This is a genomic window from Streptomyces coelicoflavus, assembly GCF_003112555.1.
Taxonomy (GTDB): domain Bacteria; phylum Actinomycetota; class Actinomycetes; order Streptomycetales; family Streptomycetaceae; genus Streptomyces; species Streptomyces coelicoflavus.
The window spans coordinates 949155-965128 of record NZ_BEWB01000002.1 but is presented as its reverse complement, the minus strand read 5'-3'; the positions used below and the strand labels follow the sequence as shown (position 1 = coordinate 965128).

Sequence of the window (15974 nt, the reverse complement as noted above, 5' to 3'; positions counted from 1 at the left end):
GGCCCCAGGTCCATTTCCTTATGCGGCGCATACTCCCGCCGCAGTACACGCGGGCGGAGGTCACTCCACCCTTGGACGTACCAGCCCGGATTCGTACGCGATGACGACCAGCTGGGCGCGGTCGCGGGCGCCCAGCTTGGCCATGGCCCGGTTGACGTGGGTCTTCACGGTGAGCGGGCTGACCTCGAGCCGTTCGGCGATCTCGTCGTTGGAGTGCCCGCCGGCCACCTGGACCAGCACCTCGCGCTCGCGCACGGTCAGCGACTCGAGACGCTGGGCGCGGGCCGGGTCGCGGTCCTCGTCGTCCGTGCCCTGCTGGGCGAGGAAGCGGGCGATCAGCCCCTTGGTGGCGGTCGGCGACAGCAGCGCCTCGCCACCGGCCGCGACCCGGATCGCGTTGAGCAGTTCGTCGGGTTCGGAGCCCTTGCCGAGGAAGCCGGAGGCCCCCGCGCGCAGCGACTGCACCACGTAGTCGTCGACCTCGAAGGTGGTCAGTATGACCACGCGGACATGGGCGAGCGACGGGTCGGCGCTGATCATGCGGGTGGCGGCGAGACCGTCGGTGCCGGGCATCCGGATGTCCATCAGCACCACGTCGGCCCGCCGTTCGGCGGCCAGCCGGGCCGCCTCCGCGCCGTCGGACGCCTCCCCCACCACCTCCATGTCGGGCTCGGAGTCGACCAGCACCTTGAAGGCGCTGCGCAGCAGCGCCTGGTCGTCGGCGAGCAGGACACGGATCGTCATACGGGGTCCCCCGTGGCTTCGGTGGCGGCGTCGGTGCGGCTCTTGACCGGAAGGATCGCATGCACGCGGAAACCGCCGCCGTAGCGGGGACCGGTGGTGAGGGTGCCGCGCACGGCGGTGACCCGCTCGCGCATGCCGAGCAGCCCGTGCCCGCCGCCCTCGGCGGGGGCGTCGGGGGCCTCGCCGTCGGCGAGGCCGTCGTCGAGGACGGTCACCTCGATGTCCGGCCCGACCCGTACGACGCTGACCTCGGCCTTCGCCTGCCGTCCCGCGTGCTTCTGCACATTGGTCAGGGCCTCCTGGATGATGCGGTACGCGGCCAGGTCGACGGCGGCGGGCAGTTCGGTGCCCTGGTCGGTGCGGGCCAGCTCGACGCGCAGTCCGGCGTGCTGGAAGGTGCCCACGAGTTCGTCGAGGCGGGCCAGGCCCGGGGCGGGCTCGGTCGGTGCCTCCGGGTCGCCGGACTGGCGGAGCAGCCCGACGGTGGCCCGCAGTTCGTCCAGCGCGCTGCGGCTGGCCTCCCGTACGTGGGCGAGCGCCTCCTTGGCCTGGTCGGGCCGCTTGTCCATGACGTGCGAGGCGACGCCGGCCTGCACGTTGACCAGGGCGATGTGGTGGGCGACGACGTCGTGCAGGTCGCGGGCGATGCGCAGCCGCTCCTCGGCCACGCGGCGGCGGGCCTCCTCCTCGCGGGTGCGCTCGGCCTTCTCGGCCCGGTCCCGGATGGCCTGCACGAAGGCCCGGCGGCTGCGGACGGCGTCCCCGGCGGTGGCGCCGATGCCGGTCCAGGCGAAGACGGCGAGGTTCTCCTGCGCGTACCAGGGCAGGGAGCCGGCCAGCATGGCGGCGCCGGTGAGCACGGTCATGGTGAGCAGGCCGACCCGCCAGGTGGTGGGCCGGTCGGTGGAGGCGGCGACGGTGTAGAGGGCGATGACGGCCGCCATGACGACGGGGGCGCGCGGGTCACCGGTGACGCTCTCGACGACGGAGACGCCGCCGGTGACGGCGAGGACCGCCATCGGTGCCCGGCGCCGGAAGGCCAGCGCGGCGGCGCCGGCGGTCATGAGGGCGAGGCTGAGCACGTCGGGAGTGCGCAGGTCCCAGTTGACGCCCTCCGGGCCGTGCGGGTCCACGAAGGAGCCGGCGACCATGCAGATCAGGACGGCAGCGGCAAGGGCGGCGTCCATCGTGGAGGGGTGGGCGCCGTAGACGCAGCGGGCTCTGGCGAGGGTGCTCACGGTTTTTCACGGTAGCTGGAGTGGAGGTGTCTCATGAGCGGGCCCGCGTTCAGTGGGCGTCGACTGGAGGGCTGCGCCCCCAGACCCCCTGCTTCGACCTGAACGGCCTCGTCCTCGAACGCCGGACGGGCTGATTGTTCTCGGCCTGCGTCACCAAGGCGCCGTACGACGCAGCGCAGGGGCACCCGCATGCGTCAGGTGCCGCCCGGAATGAGCCCGTCGTCGCTCAGCAGCTCCCGTACCTCCTCCAGGGTCGCGTCCGGGGACGGGAGGATGAGGTCGGAGGGCTCCAGGGCGTCGTCGGGGAGGGGGTCGCCCAGTTCGCGGACCTTGGCCAGGAGGGCCTGGAGGGTCGCGCGGAAGCCGGGGCCGTCGCCGTTCTCCATCTCGGCGAGGAGTTCGTCGTCCAGCTCGTTCAGCTGGGTGAGCCGGCCGTCGGCCAGCTTCAGCTGTCCCTCCCCCATGATCCGTACGATCATGTCGGCCCTCCTAGGCGACTACTGCTGTAGGCGGCTACTGCTTGTCGAAGCGCGGGGTGTCCTGCGGCTGCTGCTGGGACTGCGACGGGGCCTGGCCCTCGCCCTGGCCGCCCTCGATGGCCTGGCGGTCCGAGGTGGAGCCCCCGGAAAGCTCGGCCTTCATGCGCTGAAGTTCCAGCTCTACATCCGTACCACCGGAGAGCCGGTCCAGCTCGGCCTGGATGTCGTCCTTGTGCATACCGGACTGGTCGTCGAGGGCGCCGGAGGCGAGCAGCTCGTCGATGGCACCGGCCCGGGCCTGGAGCTGGGCGGTCTTGTCCTCGGCCCGCTGGATGGCCAGGCCGACGTCGCCCATCTCCTCGGAGATGCCGGAGAACGCCTCGCCGATGCGGGTCTGCGCCTGGGCCGCCGTGTAGGTGGCCTTGATGGTCTCCTTCTTCGTGCGGAAGGCGTCCACCTTGGCCTGGAGGCGCTGGGCCGCAAGGGTGAGCTTCTCCTCCTCGCCCTGGAGGGTGGCGTGCTGCGTCTCCAGGTCGGTGACCTGCTGCTGGAGCGCGGCGCGCCGGGAGAGCGCCTCGCGGGCCAGGTCCTCGCGGCCCAGCGCCAGCGCCTTGCGGCCCTGGTCCTCCAGCTTGCCCGACTGGGACTGGAGCTGATTGAGCTGCAGCTCCAGTCGCTTGCGGCTGGTGGCCACGTCGGCGACGCCGCGGCGCACCTTCTGCAGCAGCTCCAGCTGTTTCTGGTACGAGTAATCGAGGGTCTCGCGCGGGTCCTCGGCCCGGTCAAGGGCCTTGTTGGCCTTCGCGCGGAAGATCATCCCCATACGCTTCATGACACCGCTCATGGGCTTCGCGCGCCCCCTTCTGACCGACTCCAGCTCCAGCGACTGCAACAGAACCCACAGTACGGGCCCTGCATCCATTACCGCACTGTTCGGGGACGGATGCGCTCATCCCCAAGGACGACTGTGCCCGTTCCCCGTCAGGCGCAGGGAGTAGGTACTTCCCGGGGTTGTCCGGAAAGTCCGGGTGTCCTGGGACGTACGCACCATCCGCTCCGTACATCCGCTCTGTCCACTTACAGACGTCCGGCGTTGCCGGATCGTTCCCCACCGGACTGGGGTCCACACCCCGGCACCCCGTACCCTTGGGTTTTGTGTTCCGTAGCCGTGCCAAGGATGAGAAGGCCCAGAGCGCCGTCAGTGCGCCGGTGACCGACTCCAAGCAGCCCCGTGACCCGCAGGCCCCCAAGGGAAGGCCCACGCCCAAGCGCAGTGCGGCCCAGTCCCAGCGCCGCAGCGTCGCCAGTACGCCGATGACGCGCAAGGACGCCGCCAAGCGGCAGCGCGAGGAGCGGCGGACCGCGATGGCCCGGCAGCGCGAGGCGCTGGCCAAGGGCGACGAGCGGTACCTGCCGGCCCGCGACAAGGGCCCGGTCCGCAAGTTCGCCCGTGACTTCATCGACTCGCGGTTCAACATCGCGGAGTACTTCCTGCCGATGGCCGTGGTCATCCTCGTGCTGAGCATGATCCGGGTGGCCTCGCTGCAGAACATCGCGCTGCTGCTGTGGCTGGTCGTGATCGTGCTGATCGTGCTGGACTCGATCGTCACCGGCTTCCGGCTGAAGAAGCGGCTCGCCGAGCGCTTCCCGGACGAGCGCAGGCGCGGCGCGGTCGCCTACGCCCTGATGCGTTCCCTCCAGATGCGCCGTCTCCGGCTGCCGAAGCCGCAGGTCAAGCGCGGGGAGCGGCCCTGAGCACGACGCCGTTCGCCGGGGGCGCGGCCGAGGCCTGGACAGCGGGGCTGTCCGGGCTTCGCAATGTCGTACGGCAGGAGATGGTGGCCCGGCAGCTGGACGAGCAGATAGCCGGACGCTTCGCCGTGGGCAGGCGGCTGCGCGTGCTCGACGTCGGGATGGGCCAGGGCACCCAGGCGCTGCGGCTGGCGCGGGCCGGGCACCAGGTGACCGGGGTGGAGCGCGACGCGACGATGATCGCCGCGGCCCGGGACGCGCTGGCCGGCCAGCCGGAGGGCATCCGGGAGCGGATGCGGATCGTCGAGGGCGACGGCCGGGACACCGGCGTGCACTTCCTGCCGGGCAGCTTCGACGTGGTGCTCTGCCACGGCGTCCTCATGTACATCGAGGAGCCCGATCCCCTGCTCGCGGGCCTGGCCCGGATGCTCGCGCCCGGCGGCCTGCTGTCGCTCGTGGTGCGCAACGGCGACGCGCTCGCGCTGCGCCCCGGTCAGCACGGTGACTGGGCGGGCGCGCTGGCCTCCTTCGACACCGTGAACTACCGCAACCGCCTGGGCCTCGACGTCCGCGCGGACCGGCTGGCGACGCTCACGGCGAAGCTCGCGGGCATCGGCGCCCCGCTGCACACCTGGTACGGCGTACGGATCTTCACGGACACGGCACCCGACGGCGCCCCGGTCCCCGCCGACCTGGACACCCTGCTGGCCGCCGAGGAACGGGCCGGCCGGACCGACCCGTACCGCGCGGTCGCGGCCCTGCTCCACCTGTGCGGCGTACGGGGCTAGCCGGTGCGCCCGGCCCCGGCGCCCGTTCGGGTGATCACCGGGGGCCGGACGGCGGGGGCGCGGTGAGACTCGGGCCATGGACACTTCCCGCGCCCGTCTGCCCCGGCTGCTCGCTCCGATCGCCGTCCTGGCGTGCTCCGTGCTGCTGTCGAGCGGCTGTTCCGGCGCCGGTTCGGGGACCGGGCCAGGCTCGGGGAGCGCACGGGAGGGCGACACGGCGCAGGCGGCGGCGCCGCACGCGGCCAGTGATCTCCAGGCCGACTACGAGCGGGTGATCAAGGACGTACTGCCGTCGGTGGTGCAGATCCAGGCGGGCGACTCGCTGGGGTCGGGGGTCGTGTACGACGACAAGGGCCACGTCGTCACCAACGCGCACGTGGTCGGGGACGAGAAGTCCTTCCGGGTGACGACCGCCCGCACCGAGGGGGCGCTGGGCGCGAAGCTCGTCTCCTCCTACCCGGAGCAGGACCTGGCCGTGATCAAGCTGGACAAGGTGCCCGACGGCATGAAGGCGGCCCGCTTCGCGGACTCCGCGAAGGTCGAGGTCGGGCAGATCGTGCTGGCGATGGGTTCGCCGCTCGGCCTGTCCTCCAGCGTGACGCAGGGCATCGTGTCGGCGATCGGCCGGACCGTCACGGAGGGCGGCAGCGGGGGCGGCACGGGCGCGACCATCGCCAACATGGTGCAGACGTCGGCGGCCATCAACCCCGGCAACAGCGGGGGCGCCCTGGTGAACCTGGACGGGCAGGTGATCGGCATCCCGACGCTGGCGGCGACCGACCCGGGCCTCGGCGACAGCGCGGCGCCCGGCATCGGGTTCGCGATCCCGGCGTCGATGGTGACGACGGTGGCGGATCAGATCGTCAAGGACGGCCGGGTCACCGACTCGGGCCGGGCCGCGCTGGGCATCACCGCCCGGACGGTCGTCGACGGCAGCTACCGGCCGGCCGGTGCGGCCGTCGTCGAGGTGAGCGACGGCGGGGCCGCCGACGACGCGGGACTGCGGCCCGGGGACGTCATCGTGAAACTCGGGAACACGGACATCACCACCATCACCTCGCTGTCCGAGGCACTGGCGTCGATGCGGCCGGGCGACCGGACCAAGGTGACGTACACCCGCGACGGCGACGAGCACACCGCCGAGGTGACGCTGGGCGAGCAGTGACGGGGAGTGAACCGTCCCCGCCCGCCCCGGGGCGACGGCCCCCTCAGGCGTCGGACTCGGCCTCGGCCTCCGCCTCCTCGGCGTGCAGGCTCATCGGGCCGTAGATCTCCGTGGAGTCCTCGAAGAGCCGCACCTGGTCGGTGCCGCCCCCCTGGAGGTCCTTCCAGTGCTCCCCGATCCAGGACTCGGCGTCCCCTTGCGTGGTGAACTCCTCGGGCTGCACCGCGGGCTGGACCTCCGTCCCGTCGGCCGTCTCGAACCGCCACGTCCATGCCGCCATGTACGCCTCCAAGATGTGTGCACATGCAGAGCGGAAGCCGGATCTTGGTCCGGCCCCCGCCCGCAGCCTATGCGCTGACGCGGGCGCACCGTAGAAGGCCTGGACGTGCGGGGTGCGCTCGTGTGGGGGCTCGGGCGCGCATGTCGCCGGGCGACCGGCGAAAATCGGTGCGTGGACGTGACTCTGCTCGGCACCGGTGCCCCCGCGGGACTGCCCCGCCCCGACTGTCCCTGTGCGGCCTGTGCCGCGGCGCAGGGCGACGACGCGCGCGCGGCGACCGCGCTGCTGGTGGACGGGGCGCTGCTGCTCGACCTGACGCCGGGCGCCGCGTTCGCCGCCGCGAGGGCCGGGCACTCCCTGGCCGGCGTGCGGCAGGTGCTGCTCTCGCACCCGCACGACGGTCCCGCCGTGGAGGTGCCGGCCGGGCTGCCGCAGCCGGGCCGGGTGCCGGACGGGCGGGAGCTGGCACTGCTGACCGGGCACCGGGTGCGGGCGGTGGCGCTCGACGCGCCGGGCACCGGGTACGCCGTGACGGGACCGGACGGCGGACGGATCCTGTACGTGCCGCCGGGCGGGGCCCCCGCCGGTCTGGAGGGGCCGGCCGAGCCGTACGACCTGGTCGTCGCGGACGTCGTGGGGCGGCCGGACGCGCTGGCGAGGCTGCGGGCGGTGGGTGCGGCGGGCCCGACGACGGACGTCGTCGCCGTCCACCTGGACCACGACGTGCCGCCGGGCCGGGAACTGGCGCGGCGGCTCGCGGCGGCCGGCGCGCGGGCGGTGCCGGACGGCACGACGCTGGCGGTGGGCTCGTACGAGGACGTACCCGACGTACCGCGGCGCACCCTCGTCCTGGGCGGCGCGCGGTCGGGCAAGTCGGTGGAGGCGGAACGCCGCCTCGAGCCCTTCCCCGACGTCCTCTACGTCGCCACCGGCGGCTCCCGGAACGGCGACGCCGAATGGGCGGCCCGGGTCGGCGCGCACCGGGAACGCCGCCCGGGCTCGTGGCGGACCGCCGAGACCTGCGACCTGGTGCCCCTGCTGGCGGACGAGGGCCCGCCCCTCCTCGTCGACTGTCTGTCCCTGTGGCTGACGGACGCGATGGACGCGGTCGGCGCGTGGGACGACGCGGAGTGGGCCGACGGCGGCGAACGGGCGCTCAGGGACCGGGTGCGGGAGCTGACGGAGGCGGTCCGCGCCACCCGGCGCACTCTGGTGGCGGTGTCGAACGAGGTCGGTTCGGGCATCGTCCCGGCCACGGCGTCCGGCCGCCGCTACCGCGACGAACTGGGCCGCCTCAACGCGGCTTTCGCGGCCGAGTGCGAGCAGGTGCTGCTGGTGGTGGCGGGCCAGGCGCTGGTGCTGCGGGGCTGAGGCGCCTCGGGCAGGTCTACGGGAGCTCAGGCGTCCTTGCGCGCGATGACGCGGTGGACGCGGGTCCCGGTGAGGACCGTGCAGCCCTGGGCCACGAGTTCGGCGTTCAGCCCGACGGGGTGCACGGGGAACAGGCGGCGCGGGTCGGCCACGTCGACGAGCAGGTGCCCGCCGGGCCGCAGCGCCCCGAGCGCGGCCCGCAGTTCGGCGCGCGGGTCCGGGACGCGTTCCAGGTACTGGAAGAGGCTGACGACGTCGTAGCGCCCCCGCAGCCGCGCCGCGATGTGCCGGTCCGTCAGCCGCCCGACGAACGCCTCCTCCACCCGCTCCACGGCGCGGGCCCGCAGCACGCGGTGGGTGGGGTCCAGGCCGTCGAACGAGGTGTACGGGAAGTGCGTACGGGCGGTCAGCGGGAAGTCGGCGTCCCCGGTGCCGACGTCCAGCCAGCTCTCGGGCTCGGGACAGCGGCGGGACATCGCGCGGGCGGCCAGGCCGTGCCGCAGCCGGACGCCGGCCCGGACCAGGGAGCGCTCCGGGCCGGGCGTGAGCGGCGGGTTGCGGAAGACGTGCCGGCAGTCCGCGCACCGCTCGATCTGCGACCGGTGGGGGGCGCCCTGCCGCGGCCCGTCACCGCGCAGCCGGGCCCTCAGCCGCCGCGAGCCGCACCAGGGGCAGTCCTGGCGGTACGGCCCGTACGACGGGACGGGAGGCACCGGCGGGACGGGAGGCACCGAGGGGGCGGAGGGTCCGGACACGGGCGGCTCCCGACACGAGACGAGGGCGTACGCGAGGACGTACGACATTCCAGGCAAAACGTTACGTAGGTGATCGCCTTCCGGGGTGCAACGACGCAGCCCGGGCGCGCTGCCCACGGGCCCTCCTCGGGGTTCGGCCGGGGCCGGTACTGTTCGGCGAATGAGCTCGCTGAATCTCGACGACTTCACCGACCTGATCGAGCGCCCCGACGGCGGGATCCGCCGCGACGCCGAGGCGCGCCGGGAGCGTCAGGCCGTTCCGCCCGGATCGCTGGGCCGCCTGGACGACCTGGGCGAGTGGCTGGCGGCCGCGCAGTCCGCGGTTCCGGTACGGCCGGTCGTACGGCCCCGGGTGGTGCTCTTCGCCGGTGACCACAAGATCGCCGAGCTGGGCGTCTCGGCGCGGCCCGCGGGCGGCGCCGGTGAGCTGGTGCGCCAGGTGCTGGAGGGCGGCCGGCCGGTGTCGGTGCTCGCCCGGCGCCTGGACGTGCCCGTGCGCGTCGTCGACATGGCCCTGGACTGCGACCCGGAGACGCTGCCGGCCGAGGTGGCGGGACACCGGGTGCGGCGCGGCGGCGGACGCATCGACGTCGAGGACGCGCTGACCCTCGAGGAGGCGGAGGCGGCCTTCCGGGCCGGGATGGCGGTGGCCGACGAGGAGGCCGACTCGGGCACGGACCTGGTGGTGCTCGGCGACGTGAGCGTGGGCGGTACGACGGCGGCGGGCGTCCTGGTGGCGGCACTGTGCGGGACGGACGCGTCGGTCGTCACCGGCCGGGGCGGGGTGGCCATCGACGACCTGGCCTGGATGCGCAAGTGCGCGGCGATCCGGGACGGGCTGCGGCGCGCGCGGCCCGTCCTCGGCGACCAGTTGCAGCTCCTCGCCACGGTCGGCGGCGCGGACCTCACGGCCATGACGGGCTTCCTGCTGCAGAGCGCGGTGCGGAAGCTGCCGGTGATCCTGGACGGCGTCGTGACGGCCGCGTGCGCGCTGGTCGGGCAGCGGGTCGCCTTCCGGGCGCCGGACTGGTGGCTGGCGGCGCACGACAGCGGGGAGCCGGGGCAGGCGAAGGCGCTGGACCGGATGGCGCTGGAGCCGCTGCTGTCGCAGGGCGTGAAGGTGGGCGAGGGAGCGGGCGGGTTGCTGGCCCTGCCTCTGGTGCAGGCGGCGGCGTCCTTGGCGGCGGAGCTGCCGGAGGTCTCCGACGGTGAGGCGACGGTCGGGGACGAGTGAACGCGGTTCGGTGACCCGGGTTCGGTGACCGGGGCTCCTTGGTTGCCCGGCGTAGGTGTGGGCCCGGGGTCGGTCGCGCGCCCGGCGCTACTGGGTGCCGCTGCGCCCACCCGTGCCGCCCTGGGGGTACCTCCCAGGCCGTTCAGGCACTGGGGGAGGCACGACTGCCCGCAGCTCAGGGGGGCGGGCGACTGCCCTCAGCTACTGTCACCTTGGGTCTGGGCGGCCGCCGATCCAGTCCTGGAAGGTGCGGCGGGGGCCGGACCAGCGGCGGTCGTGGCGGTAGGCGCGGAGCCGGGCCTTCGCCCGGGCGCGGGGGCGGCGGGCGTAGCAGCGGCGGGCCCACAGGGAGCCGGGGCGGGCCAGGCGGACCGCGCCGATCAGGGCGATCACCGGCACGATGACCCCGAAGACCGCCAGCCGCGCCTTGCCCTTGGCCAGGGCGAGGAGGGAGAACAGGAAGTTGCCGGCGACCGTCGCGATGACGTTCGTGCGGTCCTGCAACTCGTCCTGGGACACGCCGTCGACGCCGAAGGGCGTGAAGCCCGCGAGGACCAGCCCGACCAGGGCCGCGGTGAGCACCACGACCTCCACGCTCTTGCGCCCCGCCTCGGTCCAGTAGACGTCGTCGAGGTGCAGGATCAGCGCGAACTCGTCCAGGACGAGCCCCGCCCCCATCCCGAAGACCACCGCCGCCAGGGCGGAACCGAACCCGTGGCGGCCCCCGGCGACGGCGCCGAAGCCGCCGACGACGGTGAGGACGACCCCGGGGACCACGTGGTGGATGTGCACCCCGCCCGCCTTGACGTTCCCGAAGGGGCCCTTGCCCGCCCGGATCAGACGGGTGACGACCCGGGTGATCACGAACGTCAGGACGAACGCCGTCAGCGCGAGGAGCAGCGGCAGCTTGCCCGGTTCCACGATGTTGCGCTGCCACCAATCTCCCATATGCGCACGTTACGGTGATACGTCCACCGGGGCCCGTCAGCGGCCCGCCGACCGCCGGGTAGTCTGCGCCGGTGCTCAGGACCCTCTCCCCCGACGGCCTCCGGTTCGCCTTCGGGACTCTCACCGTGCTCCCGGTCAAGGTGACCCGCTGGGACCGGGACGCCGCCCGCGGCGGCATGCTGTGGGCGCCGCTGGCCGGGCTGACGGTGGGCGTCCTCGCCGCGGGCGCCGGACTGCTGCTGCTCGCCCTGGGCGCGGGGAACCTGCTCGCCGCGGTCGCGACGGCCGCCGTGCCCGCCGTGCTCACGCGCGGGCTCCACCTGGACGGACTGGCCGACACCGCCGACGGTCTGGGGAGCGGCAAACCCGCCGAGGACGCCCTGCGGATCATGAAGCAGTCGGACATCGGACCGTTCGGCGTGCTCACCCTCCTGTTCACGCTCCTGGCCCAGGTGGCCGCCCTCGCGCAGGCCTACGACGGCTCGTGGGCGCGGGGCGCGCTCGCCGCCGTGGTGTCGGCGACCGCCGCCCGGCTGGCGCTCACGACGGCGGCCCGTGCCGGGGTGCCCGCCGCCCGGCCGGAGGGCCTGGGCGCGGCGGTCGCCGGAGTCGTCCCGGCCGGCCGGGCGCTGACCGCGGCGGCGGCCGTCACCCTGGCCGGCGCGGCGGCGGGCGCCTGCCTGGGCCCGTACGACGCCCTGCGCACGGCGCTCGCCGTCGTGTGCGCGGTCGCCCTCGCCGAACTGCTGCTGCGGCACTGCGTCCGCCGCTTCGGCGGCGTCACCGGCGACGTCTTCGGCGGGGTGGCGGAGACGGCGGCCACGACCGCGCTGGTGGTCCTGGTCCTGGGCTGACGCCCGCGGTTCAGGGTGCGGCCCGGGGGCTCAGCAGGCCTCCCGCCATGCGTCCAGCTCGTACTTCTTCAGCATCGAACTGAGCCGCAGCTCACGGGAGTCGGCGCAGAAGCGTTTCGTCGGCAGCTCGTACTCGACGTGGAAGACGGCCTTGTCCGCGTCGATGAACGGCTGGTTGTCGGCGCACTCGCCGTACTGGGCGCACTGCTCGTTGACGGCGAAGTCGAAGTCGTCCACCAAGTCCGGGATCTGGTCCAGGTCGTTCTTCAGGCCGACGGCCATGCCGCGGTCGTGGGCGAGCTTCGCGATCAGCCGGTTGTAGCGGAGCTGGTCGTCACCGGTGAGCGGGAAGCCGGTGTCGTTCTTGTAGCCGTCCATGTTGTCCGGCTCGACCGCGTCGAAGCCCTTGTCGCGGCACATGTCGAGGCGCTCAGCCATCAGCGGCTCCAGGACGTCGGTCGCGCGGATGTCGAGCCACCGTTCGCCCTCCCAGCCGTTGCCCTTGCCCAGGACCGCCGCCGGGAACGCGTCGGCGTCGGGCCGGAAGTCCTCCCAGGCGCCGGTGGAGACGTAGCAGATGACCTTGCGTCCGTCCTCGTGCAGGCCCGCGACCGTGGCCCTGCCGTGGTCGAAGCCGTCGATGTCGTAGACCGGTACGTCGACGGACGTGTCCAGTTTGCCGCTCAGCTGCCACTGCCAGGCGGTGCCCGGAGCCGGCCGCCAGCGGCCGGCTGCCTCGCCGCCGTCACCTCCGTCACCGCCGGTACCGCCCTCGCCGGGGGCCGGCGTGCAGCCCGCGAGCAGCAGCAGGAAGAGGGCTGTCGACAGGACCGGGCGTCTCACGGGGGGTGCTCCAGAGGGGGATTGGAGTGACGGCGTACTCCCGGAATGATCTCCCATCCACGGCTCGGCGGGGAAACCGCGGCCCCGCGGGAGGGAGTGCGGCCGGGGGCGAGCGTAGGCTCGTGCCGAGTGTTCGCCTGCCCAGGCGAGGACCGCATCGCAGGAGGGATCTAGGGTCGGATGTCGGGCCCGGTCGACCCACCCGCATTCGGCCACACCAGACTTCATACGGAAGCGAGAATTCACCACCGTGACTGCTCTCACTCTCTCCACCGCCGCGGCGCCCGGCCTCCGGGCCGACGCGATCGTGATCGGTGTCGCCAAGGGCGCGAACGGCCCGTCCGTCGCACCGGGCGCCGAGGCCGTGGACAAGGCGTACGACGGCCGGCTGGCCGGCGTCCTGGAGACCCTCGGAGCCTCCGGCGCCGAGGGCGAGGTGACGAAGTTGCCCGCTCCGTCCGGCTTCAAGGCGCCCGTCGTGGTGGCGGTGGGCCTCGGTGCCGAGCCCGATAAGGACGCCGGCTTCGACCCCGAGGCGCTGCGCCGGGCCGCCGGTGCGGCCGCCCGCGCCCTGGCCGGCGCCAAGAAGGCCGCCTTCGCCCTGCCGCTCGCCGAGGCCGCCGACGCCGGTGTCGTCGCCGAGGGCGTGCTGCTCGGCGCGTACTCCTTCGACGCGTACAAGGAGTCCGCGAAGGAGACGAAGGGCGCCAAGGCCAAGGCCAACGGCAAGGACCCGCTGGCGGAGGCCGCGCTGCTCGGCGGCAAGCCCCGCGACAAGGCGTACAAGGCGGCGATCGAGCGTGCCGCGGCCGTCGCCGAGGAGCTGAACCGCGCCCGCGACCTGGTCAACACCCCGCCGAACGACCTGAACCCGGAGGCGTTCGCGGCGGTCGCGCAGGCCGCGGCCAAGGAGCACGGCATCAAGGTGCAGGTGCTCGACGAGAAGGCGCTCACCAAGGGCGGCTACGGCGGCATCCTCGGCGTCGGTGCCGGTTCGGCGTCGGGCCCGCGGCTGGTGAAGCTCTCGTACACCTCGCCCAAGGCCAAGAAGTCCCTCTCCTTCGTCGGCAAGGGCATCACCTACGACTCGGGCGGCATCTCGCTGAAGCCGGCCGGGCACAACGAGACGATGAAGTGCGACATGGCCGGCGCCGCCGCCGTGTTCGCCGCGGTCGTCGCCGCCGCGCGGCTCGGCCTCGAGGTCAACGTGACCGGCTGGCTGGCGCTGGCCGAGAACATGCCGTCGGGCTCCGCGACGCGCCCGGGTGACGTGCTGCGGATGTACAGCGGCAAGACGGTGGAGGTGCTCAACACCGACGCCGAGGGCCGGCTCGTGCTCGCCGACGCGCTGTGGGCGGCCTCGCAGGACAAGCCGGACGCGATCATCGACGTGGCGACGCTGACGGGCGCGATGATGCTGGCGCTGGGCAGCCGGACGTACGGGATCATGGCGAACGACGACGCGTTCCGCGCCGCGGTGCACGAGGCGGCGGAGGAGTCCGGCGAGCCGGCGTGGCCGATGCCGCTGCCGGAGCACCTGCGCAAGGGCATGGACTCGCCGACCGCGGACATCGCGAACATGGGCGAGCGGATGGGCGGCGGCCTGGTGGCCGGTCTGTTCCTGCGGGAGTTCGTCGGCGAGGGCATCACCTGGGCGCACCTGGACATCGCGGGGCCGGCCTTCAACGAGGGCGGGCCGTTCGGGTACACGCCGAAGGGCGGTACGGGGACGGCGGTGCGGACGCTGGTGCGGGTCGCCGAGCGGGTTGCCCTCGGCGATCTCGGCTGACGTACGCCTGAGCACTCGGGGGTGCGGGTGATTGCGCGGCTGCGGGTCCGTCGTGGCTCGTCGCGCAGTTCCCCGCGCCCCTGGGCCGGCTGTCCTTGGCGTCGGGCAGAGAAGAACCGTGCTCACGTGAACGTGGGGTGTCTCACACCCCGGCCCCACGTCTCGTTCGTCTCTCACAAGTGCGAAGATGGAGCCCGGCAGGACAGGGCCCACCCAAGGGCCGAGAACAATGAGCGGCCGGACACCAGCCGCCGACCGGTCACTGGAGACCGGCGTGGCGCACATGCATGGAGGACGTGACGTGGCGAACGACGCCAGCACCGTTTTCGACCTAGTGATCCTCGGCGGTGGCAGCGGTGGTTACGCCGCGGCGCTGCGCGGGGCGCAGCTGGGCCTGGACGTCGCCCTGATCGAGAAGAACAAGCTCGGCGGCACCTGCCTGCACAACGGCTGCATTCCCACCAAGGCCCTGCTCCACGCGGGCGAGGTCGCCGACCAGTCCCGCGAGAGCGAGCAGTTCGGCGTCAAGACGTCCTTCGAGGGCGTCGACATGGCCGGCGTGCACAAGTACAAGGACGAGGTGATCGCCGGCCTGTACAAGGGCCTGCAGGGCCTGGTCGCCTCCCGCAAGGTCACCTACATCGAGGGTGAGGGCCGGCTCTCCTCCCCCACCTCCGTCGACGTCAACGGCCAGCGTGTCGAGGGCCGCCACGTCCTGCTCGCGACCGGCTCCGTGCCGAAGACGCTGCCGGGCCTGGAGATCGACGGCAACCGGATCATCTCCTCGGACCACGCCCTCACGCTGGACCGCGTGCCGAAGTCCGCGATCGTGCTGGGCGGCGGCGTCATCGGCGTCGAGTTCGCCTCCGCGTGGAAGTCCTTCGGTTCCGAGGTCACGGTCATCGAGGGCCTCAAGCACCTCGTCCCGGTCGAGGACGAGAACAGCTCCAAGCTCCTGGAGCGCGCCTTCCGCAAGCGGGGCATCAAGTTCAACCTGGGCACCTTCTTCCAGAAGGCCGAGTACACCCAGGACGGCGTCAAGGTCACCCTCGCCGACGGCAAGGAGTTCGAGGCCGAGGTCCTGCTCGTCGCCATCGGCCGCGGCCCCGTCTCGCAGGGCCTGGGCTACGAGGAGAACGGCGTCGCGACGGACCGCGGCTTCGTCCTCGTGGACGAGTACATGCGGACCAACGTCCCGACCGTCTCCGCCGTGGGCGACCTCGTCCCCACCCTCCAGCTCGCGCACGTCGGCTTCGCCGAGGGCATCCTGGTGGCGGAGCGGCTCGCCGGCCTGAAGCCGGTCCCGGTCGACTACGACGGCGTGCCGCGGGTGACGTACTGCCACCCGGAGGTCGCCTCCGTCGGTCTGACCGAGGCCAAGGCGAAGGAGGTCTACGGCGCGGACAAGGTCGTCGCCCTGAAGTACAACCTCGCCGGCAACGGCAAGAGCAAGATCCTCAAGACCGCGGGCGAGATCAAGCTCGTCCAGGTCAAGGACGGTGCCGTGGTCGGCGTCCACATGGTCGGCGACCGCATGGGCGAGCAGGTCGGCGAGGCGCAGCTGATCTACAACTGGGAGGCGCTGCCCGCCGAGGTCGCGCAGCTCATCCACGCGCACCCGACGCAGAACGAGGCGATGGGCGAGGCCCACCTCGCGCTGGCCGGCAAGCCGCTGCACTCCCACGACTGACCCCTCGGTCACTGGGCGCGACGACACAGACTTCCGCAATTTCG

The 15974-nt window shown here is 73.2% G+C and carries 16 protein-coding genes; 8 read left to right on the top strand and 8 right to left on the bottom strand.

The genetic code is table 11. The features are described from left to right. Positions 1 to 60 precede the first annotated feature (60 nt). The 4 genes from Sco07f_RS04555 to Sco07f_RS04540 all read right to left on the bottom strand — a co-directional run bounded on the left by Sco07f_RS04555 (position 61) and on the right by Sco07f_RS04540 (position 3293). The gene (locus Sco07f_RS04555; protein ID WP_007448721.1) at positions 61 to 744 is read right to left on the bottom strand and encodes a response regulator; all 684 of its coding nucleotides are present in this window, start codon (positions 742 to 744) and stop codon (positions 61 to 63) included. Then, entirely contained in the window at positions 741 to 1982 is a 1242-nt protein-coding gene (locus tag Sco07f_RS04550; protein ID WP_007448722.1) for a sensor histidine kinase, read from the bottom strand. Before Sco07f_RS04550 ends, Sco07f_RS04555 begins: the two co-directional genes overlap by 4 nt. Positions 1983 to 2176: 194 nt before the next feature. Next, complete coding sequence (pspAA, locus tag Sco07f_RS04545; protein ID WP_007448724.1) at positions 2177 to 2461, bottom strand: PspA-associated protein PspAA; 285 nt, start codon at positions 2459 to 2461, stop codon at positions 2177 to 2179. A gap of 34 nt (positions 2462 to 2495) precedes the next feature. After that, on the bottom strand, positions 2496 to 3293 hold the full coding sequence (locus tag Sco07f_RS04540; RefSeq protein ID WP_256975177.1) for a PspA/IM30 family protein: 798 nt from the start codon (positions 3291 to 3293) through the stop codon (positions 2496 to 2498). Positions 3294 to 3577: 284 nt separating this feature from the next. Here Sco07f_RS04540 and Sco07f_RS04535 point away from each other — a divergent pair, with 284 nt between their 5' ends. The 3 genes from Sco07f_RS04535 to Sco07f_RS04525 all read left to right on the top strand — a co-directional run bounded on the left by Sco07f_RS04535 (position 3578) and on the right by Sco07f_RS04525 (position 6166). Further along, on the top strand, positions 3578 to 4216 hold the full coding sequence (locus Sco07f_RS04535) for a DUF3043 domain-containing protein (RefSeq protein ID WP_063739970.1): 639 nt from the start codon (positions 3578 to 3580) through the stop codon (positions 4214 to 4216). A gap of 83 nt (positions 4217 to 4299) precedes the next feature. Then, the gene (locus Sco07f_RS04530; protein ID WP_042826003.1) at positions 4300 to 5001 is read left to right on the top strand and encodes a class I SAM-dependent methyltransferase; all 702 of its coding nucleotides are present in this window, start codon (positions 4300 to 4302) and stop codon (positions 4999 to 5001) included. Positions 5002 to 5077: 76 nt separating this feature from the next. Then, positions 5078 to 6166 carry a S1C family serine protease gene (locus Sco07f_RS04525; RefSeq protein ID WP_108987007.1) on the top strand — a complete coding sequence of 363 codons (1089 nt, stop codon included), beginning with the start codon at positions 5078 to 5080 and terminating at the stop codon, positions 6164 to 6166. A gap of 43 nt (positions 6167 to 6209) precedes the next feature. Here Sco07f_RS04525 and Sco07f_RS04520 read toward each other — a convergent pair whose 3' ends face one another. Further along, entirely contained in the window at positions 6210 to 6446 is a 237-nt protein-coding gene (locus Sco07f_RS04520; protein WP_007448727.1) for a hypothetical protein, read from the bottom strand. 171 nt (positions 6447 to 6617) lie between these two features. On the opposite strand from Sco07f_RS04520, the gene Sco07f_RS04515 reads away from it, so the two are divergent. Beyond that, entirely contained in the window at positions 6618 to 7817 is a 1200-nt protein-coding gene (locus Sco07f_RS04515; RefSeq protein ID WP_108987006.1) for a bifunctional adenosylcobinamide kinase/adenosylcobinamide-phosphate guanylyltransferase, read from the top strand. Between the two features lie 26 nt (positions 7818 to 7843). Here Sco07f_RS04515 and Sco07f_RS04510 read toward each other — a convergent pair whose 3' ends face one another. Next, positions 7844 to 8572 (bottom strand): class I SAM-dependent methyltransferase, encoded by a 729-nt coding sequence (locus Sco07f_RS04510; RefSeq protein ID WP_042825999.1) that lies wholly within the window; start codon positions 8570 to 8572, stop codon positions 7844 to 7846. Positions 8573 to 8732: 160 nt separating this feature from the next. On the opposite strand from Sco07f_RS04510, the gene cobT reads away from it, so the two are divergent. Continuing rightward, a complete protein-coding gene (gene cobT / locus Sco07f_RS04505) occupies positions 8733 to 9806 on the top strand; it encodes a nicotinate-nucleotide--dimethylbenzimidazole phosphoribosyltransferase (protein ID WP_108987005.1) in 1074 nt (357 codons plus the stop codon). A 207-nt stretch (positions 9807 to 10013) separates the two neighbouring features. Here the strand turns inward: cobT and Sco07f_RS04500 are convergent, their stop codons facing one another. Beyond that, a complete protein-coding gene (locus Sco07f_RS04500; RefSeq protein WP_108987004.1) occupies positions 10014 to 10754 on the bottom strand; it encodes a hypothetical protein in 741 nt (246 codons plus the stop codon). A gap of 71 nt (positions 10755 to 10825) precedes the next feature. Between Sco07f_RS04500 and Sco07f_RS04495 the strand changes: the two genes are divergently transcribed. Further along, a complete protein-coding gene (locus Sco07f_RS04495; RefSeq protein WP_108987003.1) occupies positions 10826 to 11608 on the top strand; it encodes an adenosylcobinamide-GDP ribazoletransferase in 783 nt (260 codons plus the stop codon). 30 nt (positions 11609 to 11638) lie between these two features. On the opposite strand, the gene Sco07f_RS04490 is transcribed toward Sco07f_RS04495, so the two are convergent. Continuing rightward, positions 11639 to 12451: an endo alpha-1,4 polygalactosaminidase gene (locus tag Sco07f_RS04490; RefSeq protein WP_007448820.1), complete on the bottom strand. Its 813-nt coding sequence runs from the start codon at positions 12449 to 12451 to the stop codon at positions 11639 to 11641. Between the two features lie 250 nt (positions 12452 to 12701). Between Sco07f_RS04490 and Sco07f_RS04485 the strand changes: the two genes are divergently transcribed. After that, on the top strand, positions 12702 to 14240 hold the full coding sequence (locus Sco07f_RS04485) for a leucyl aminopeptidase (RefSeq protein ID WP_108987002.1): 1539 nt from the start codon (positions 12702 to 12704) through the stop codon (positions 14238 to 14240). 301 nt (positions 14241 to 14541) lie between these two features. After that, positions 14542 to 15930 (top strand): dihydrolipoyl dehydrogenase, encoded by a 1389-nt coding sequence (lpdA, locus tag Sco07f_RS04480; protein ID WP_007448824.1) that lies wholly within the window; start codon positions 14542 to 14544, stop codon positions 15928 to 15930. The last annotated feature ends 44 nt before the right edge of the window (positions 15931 to 15974 follow it).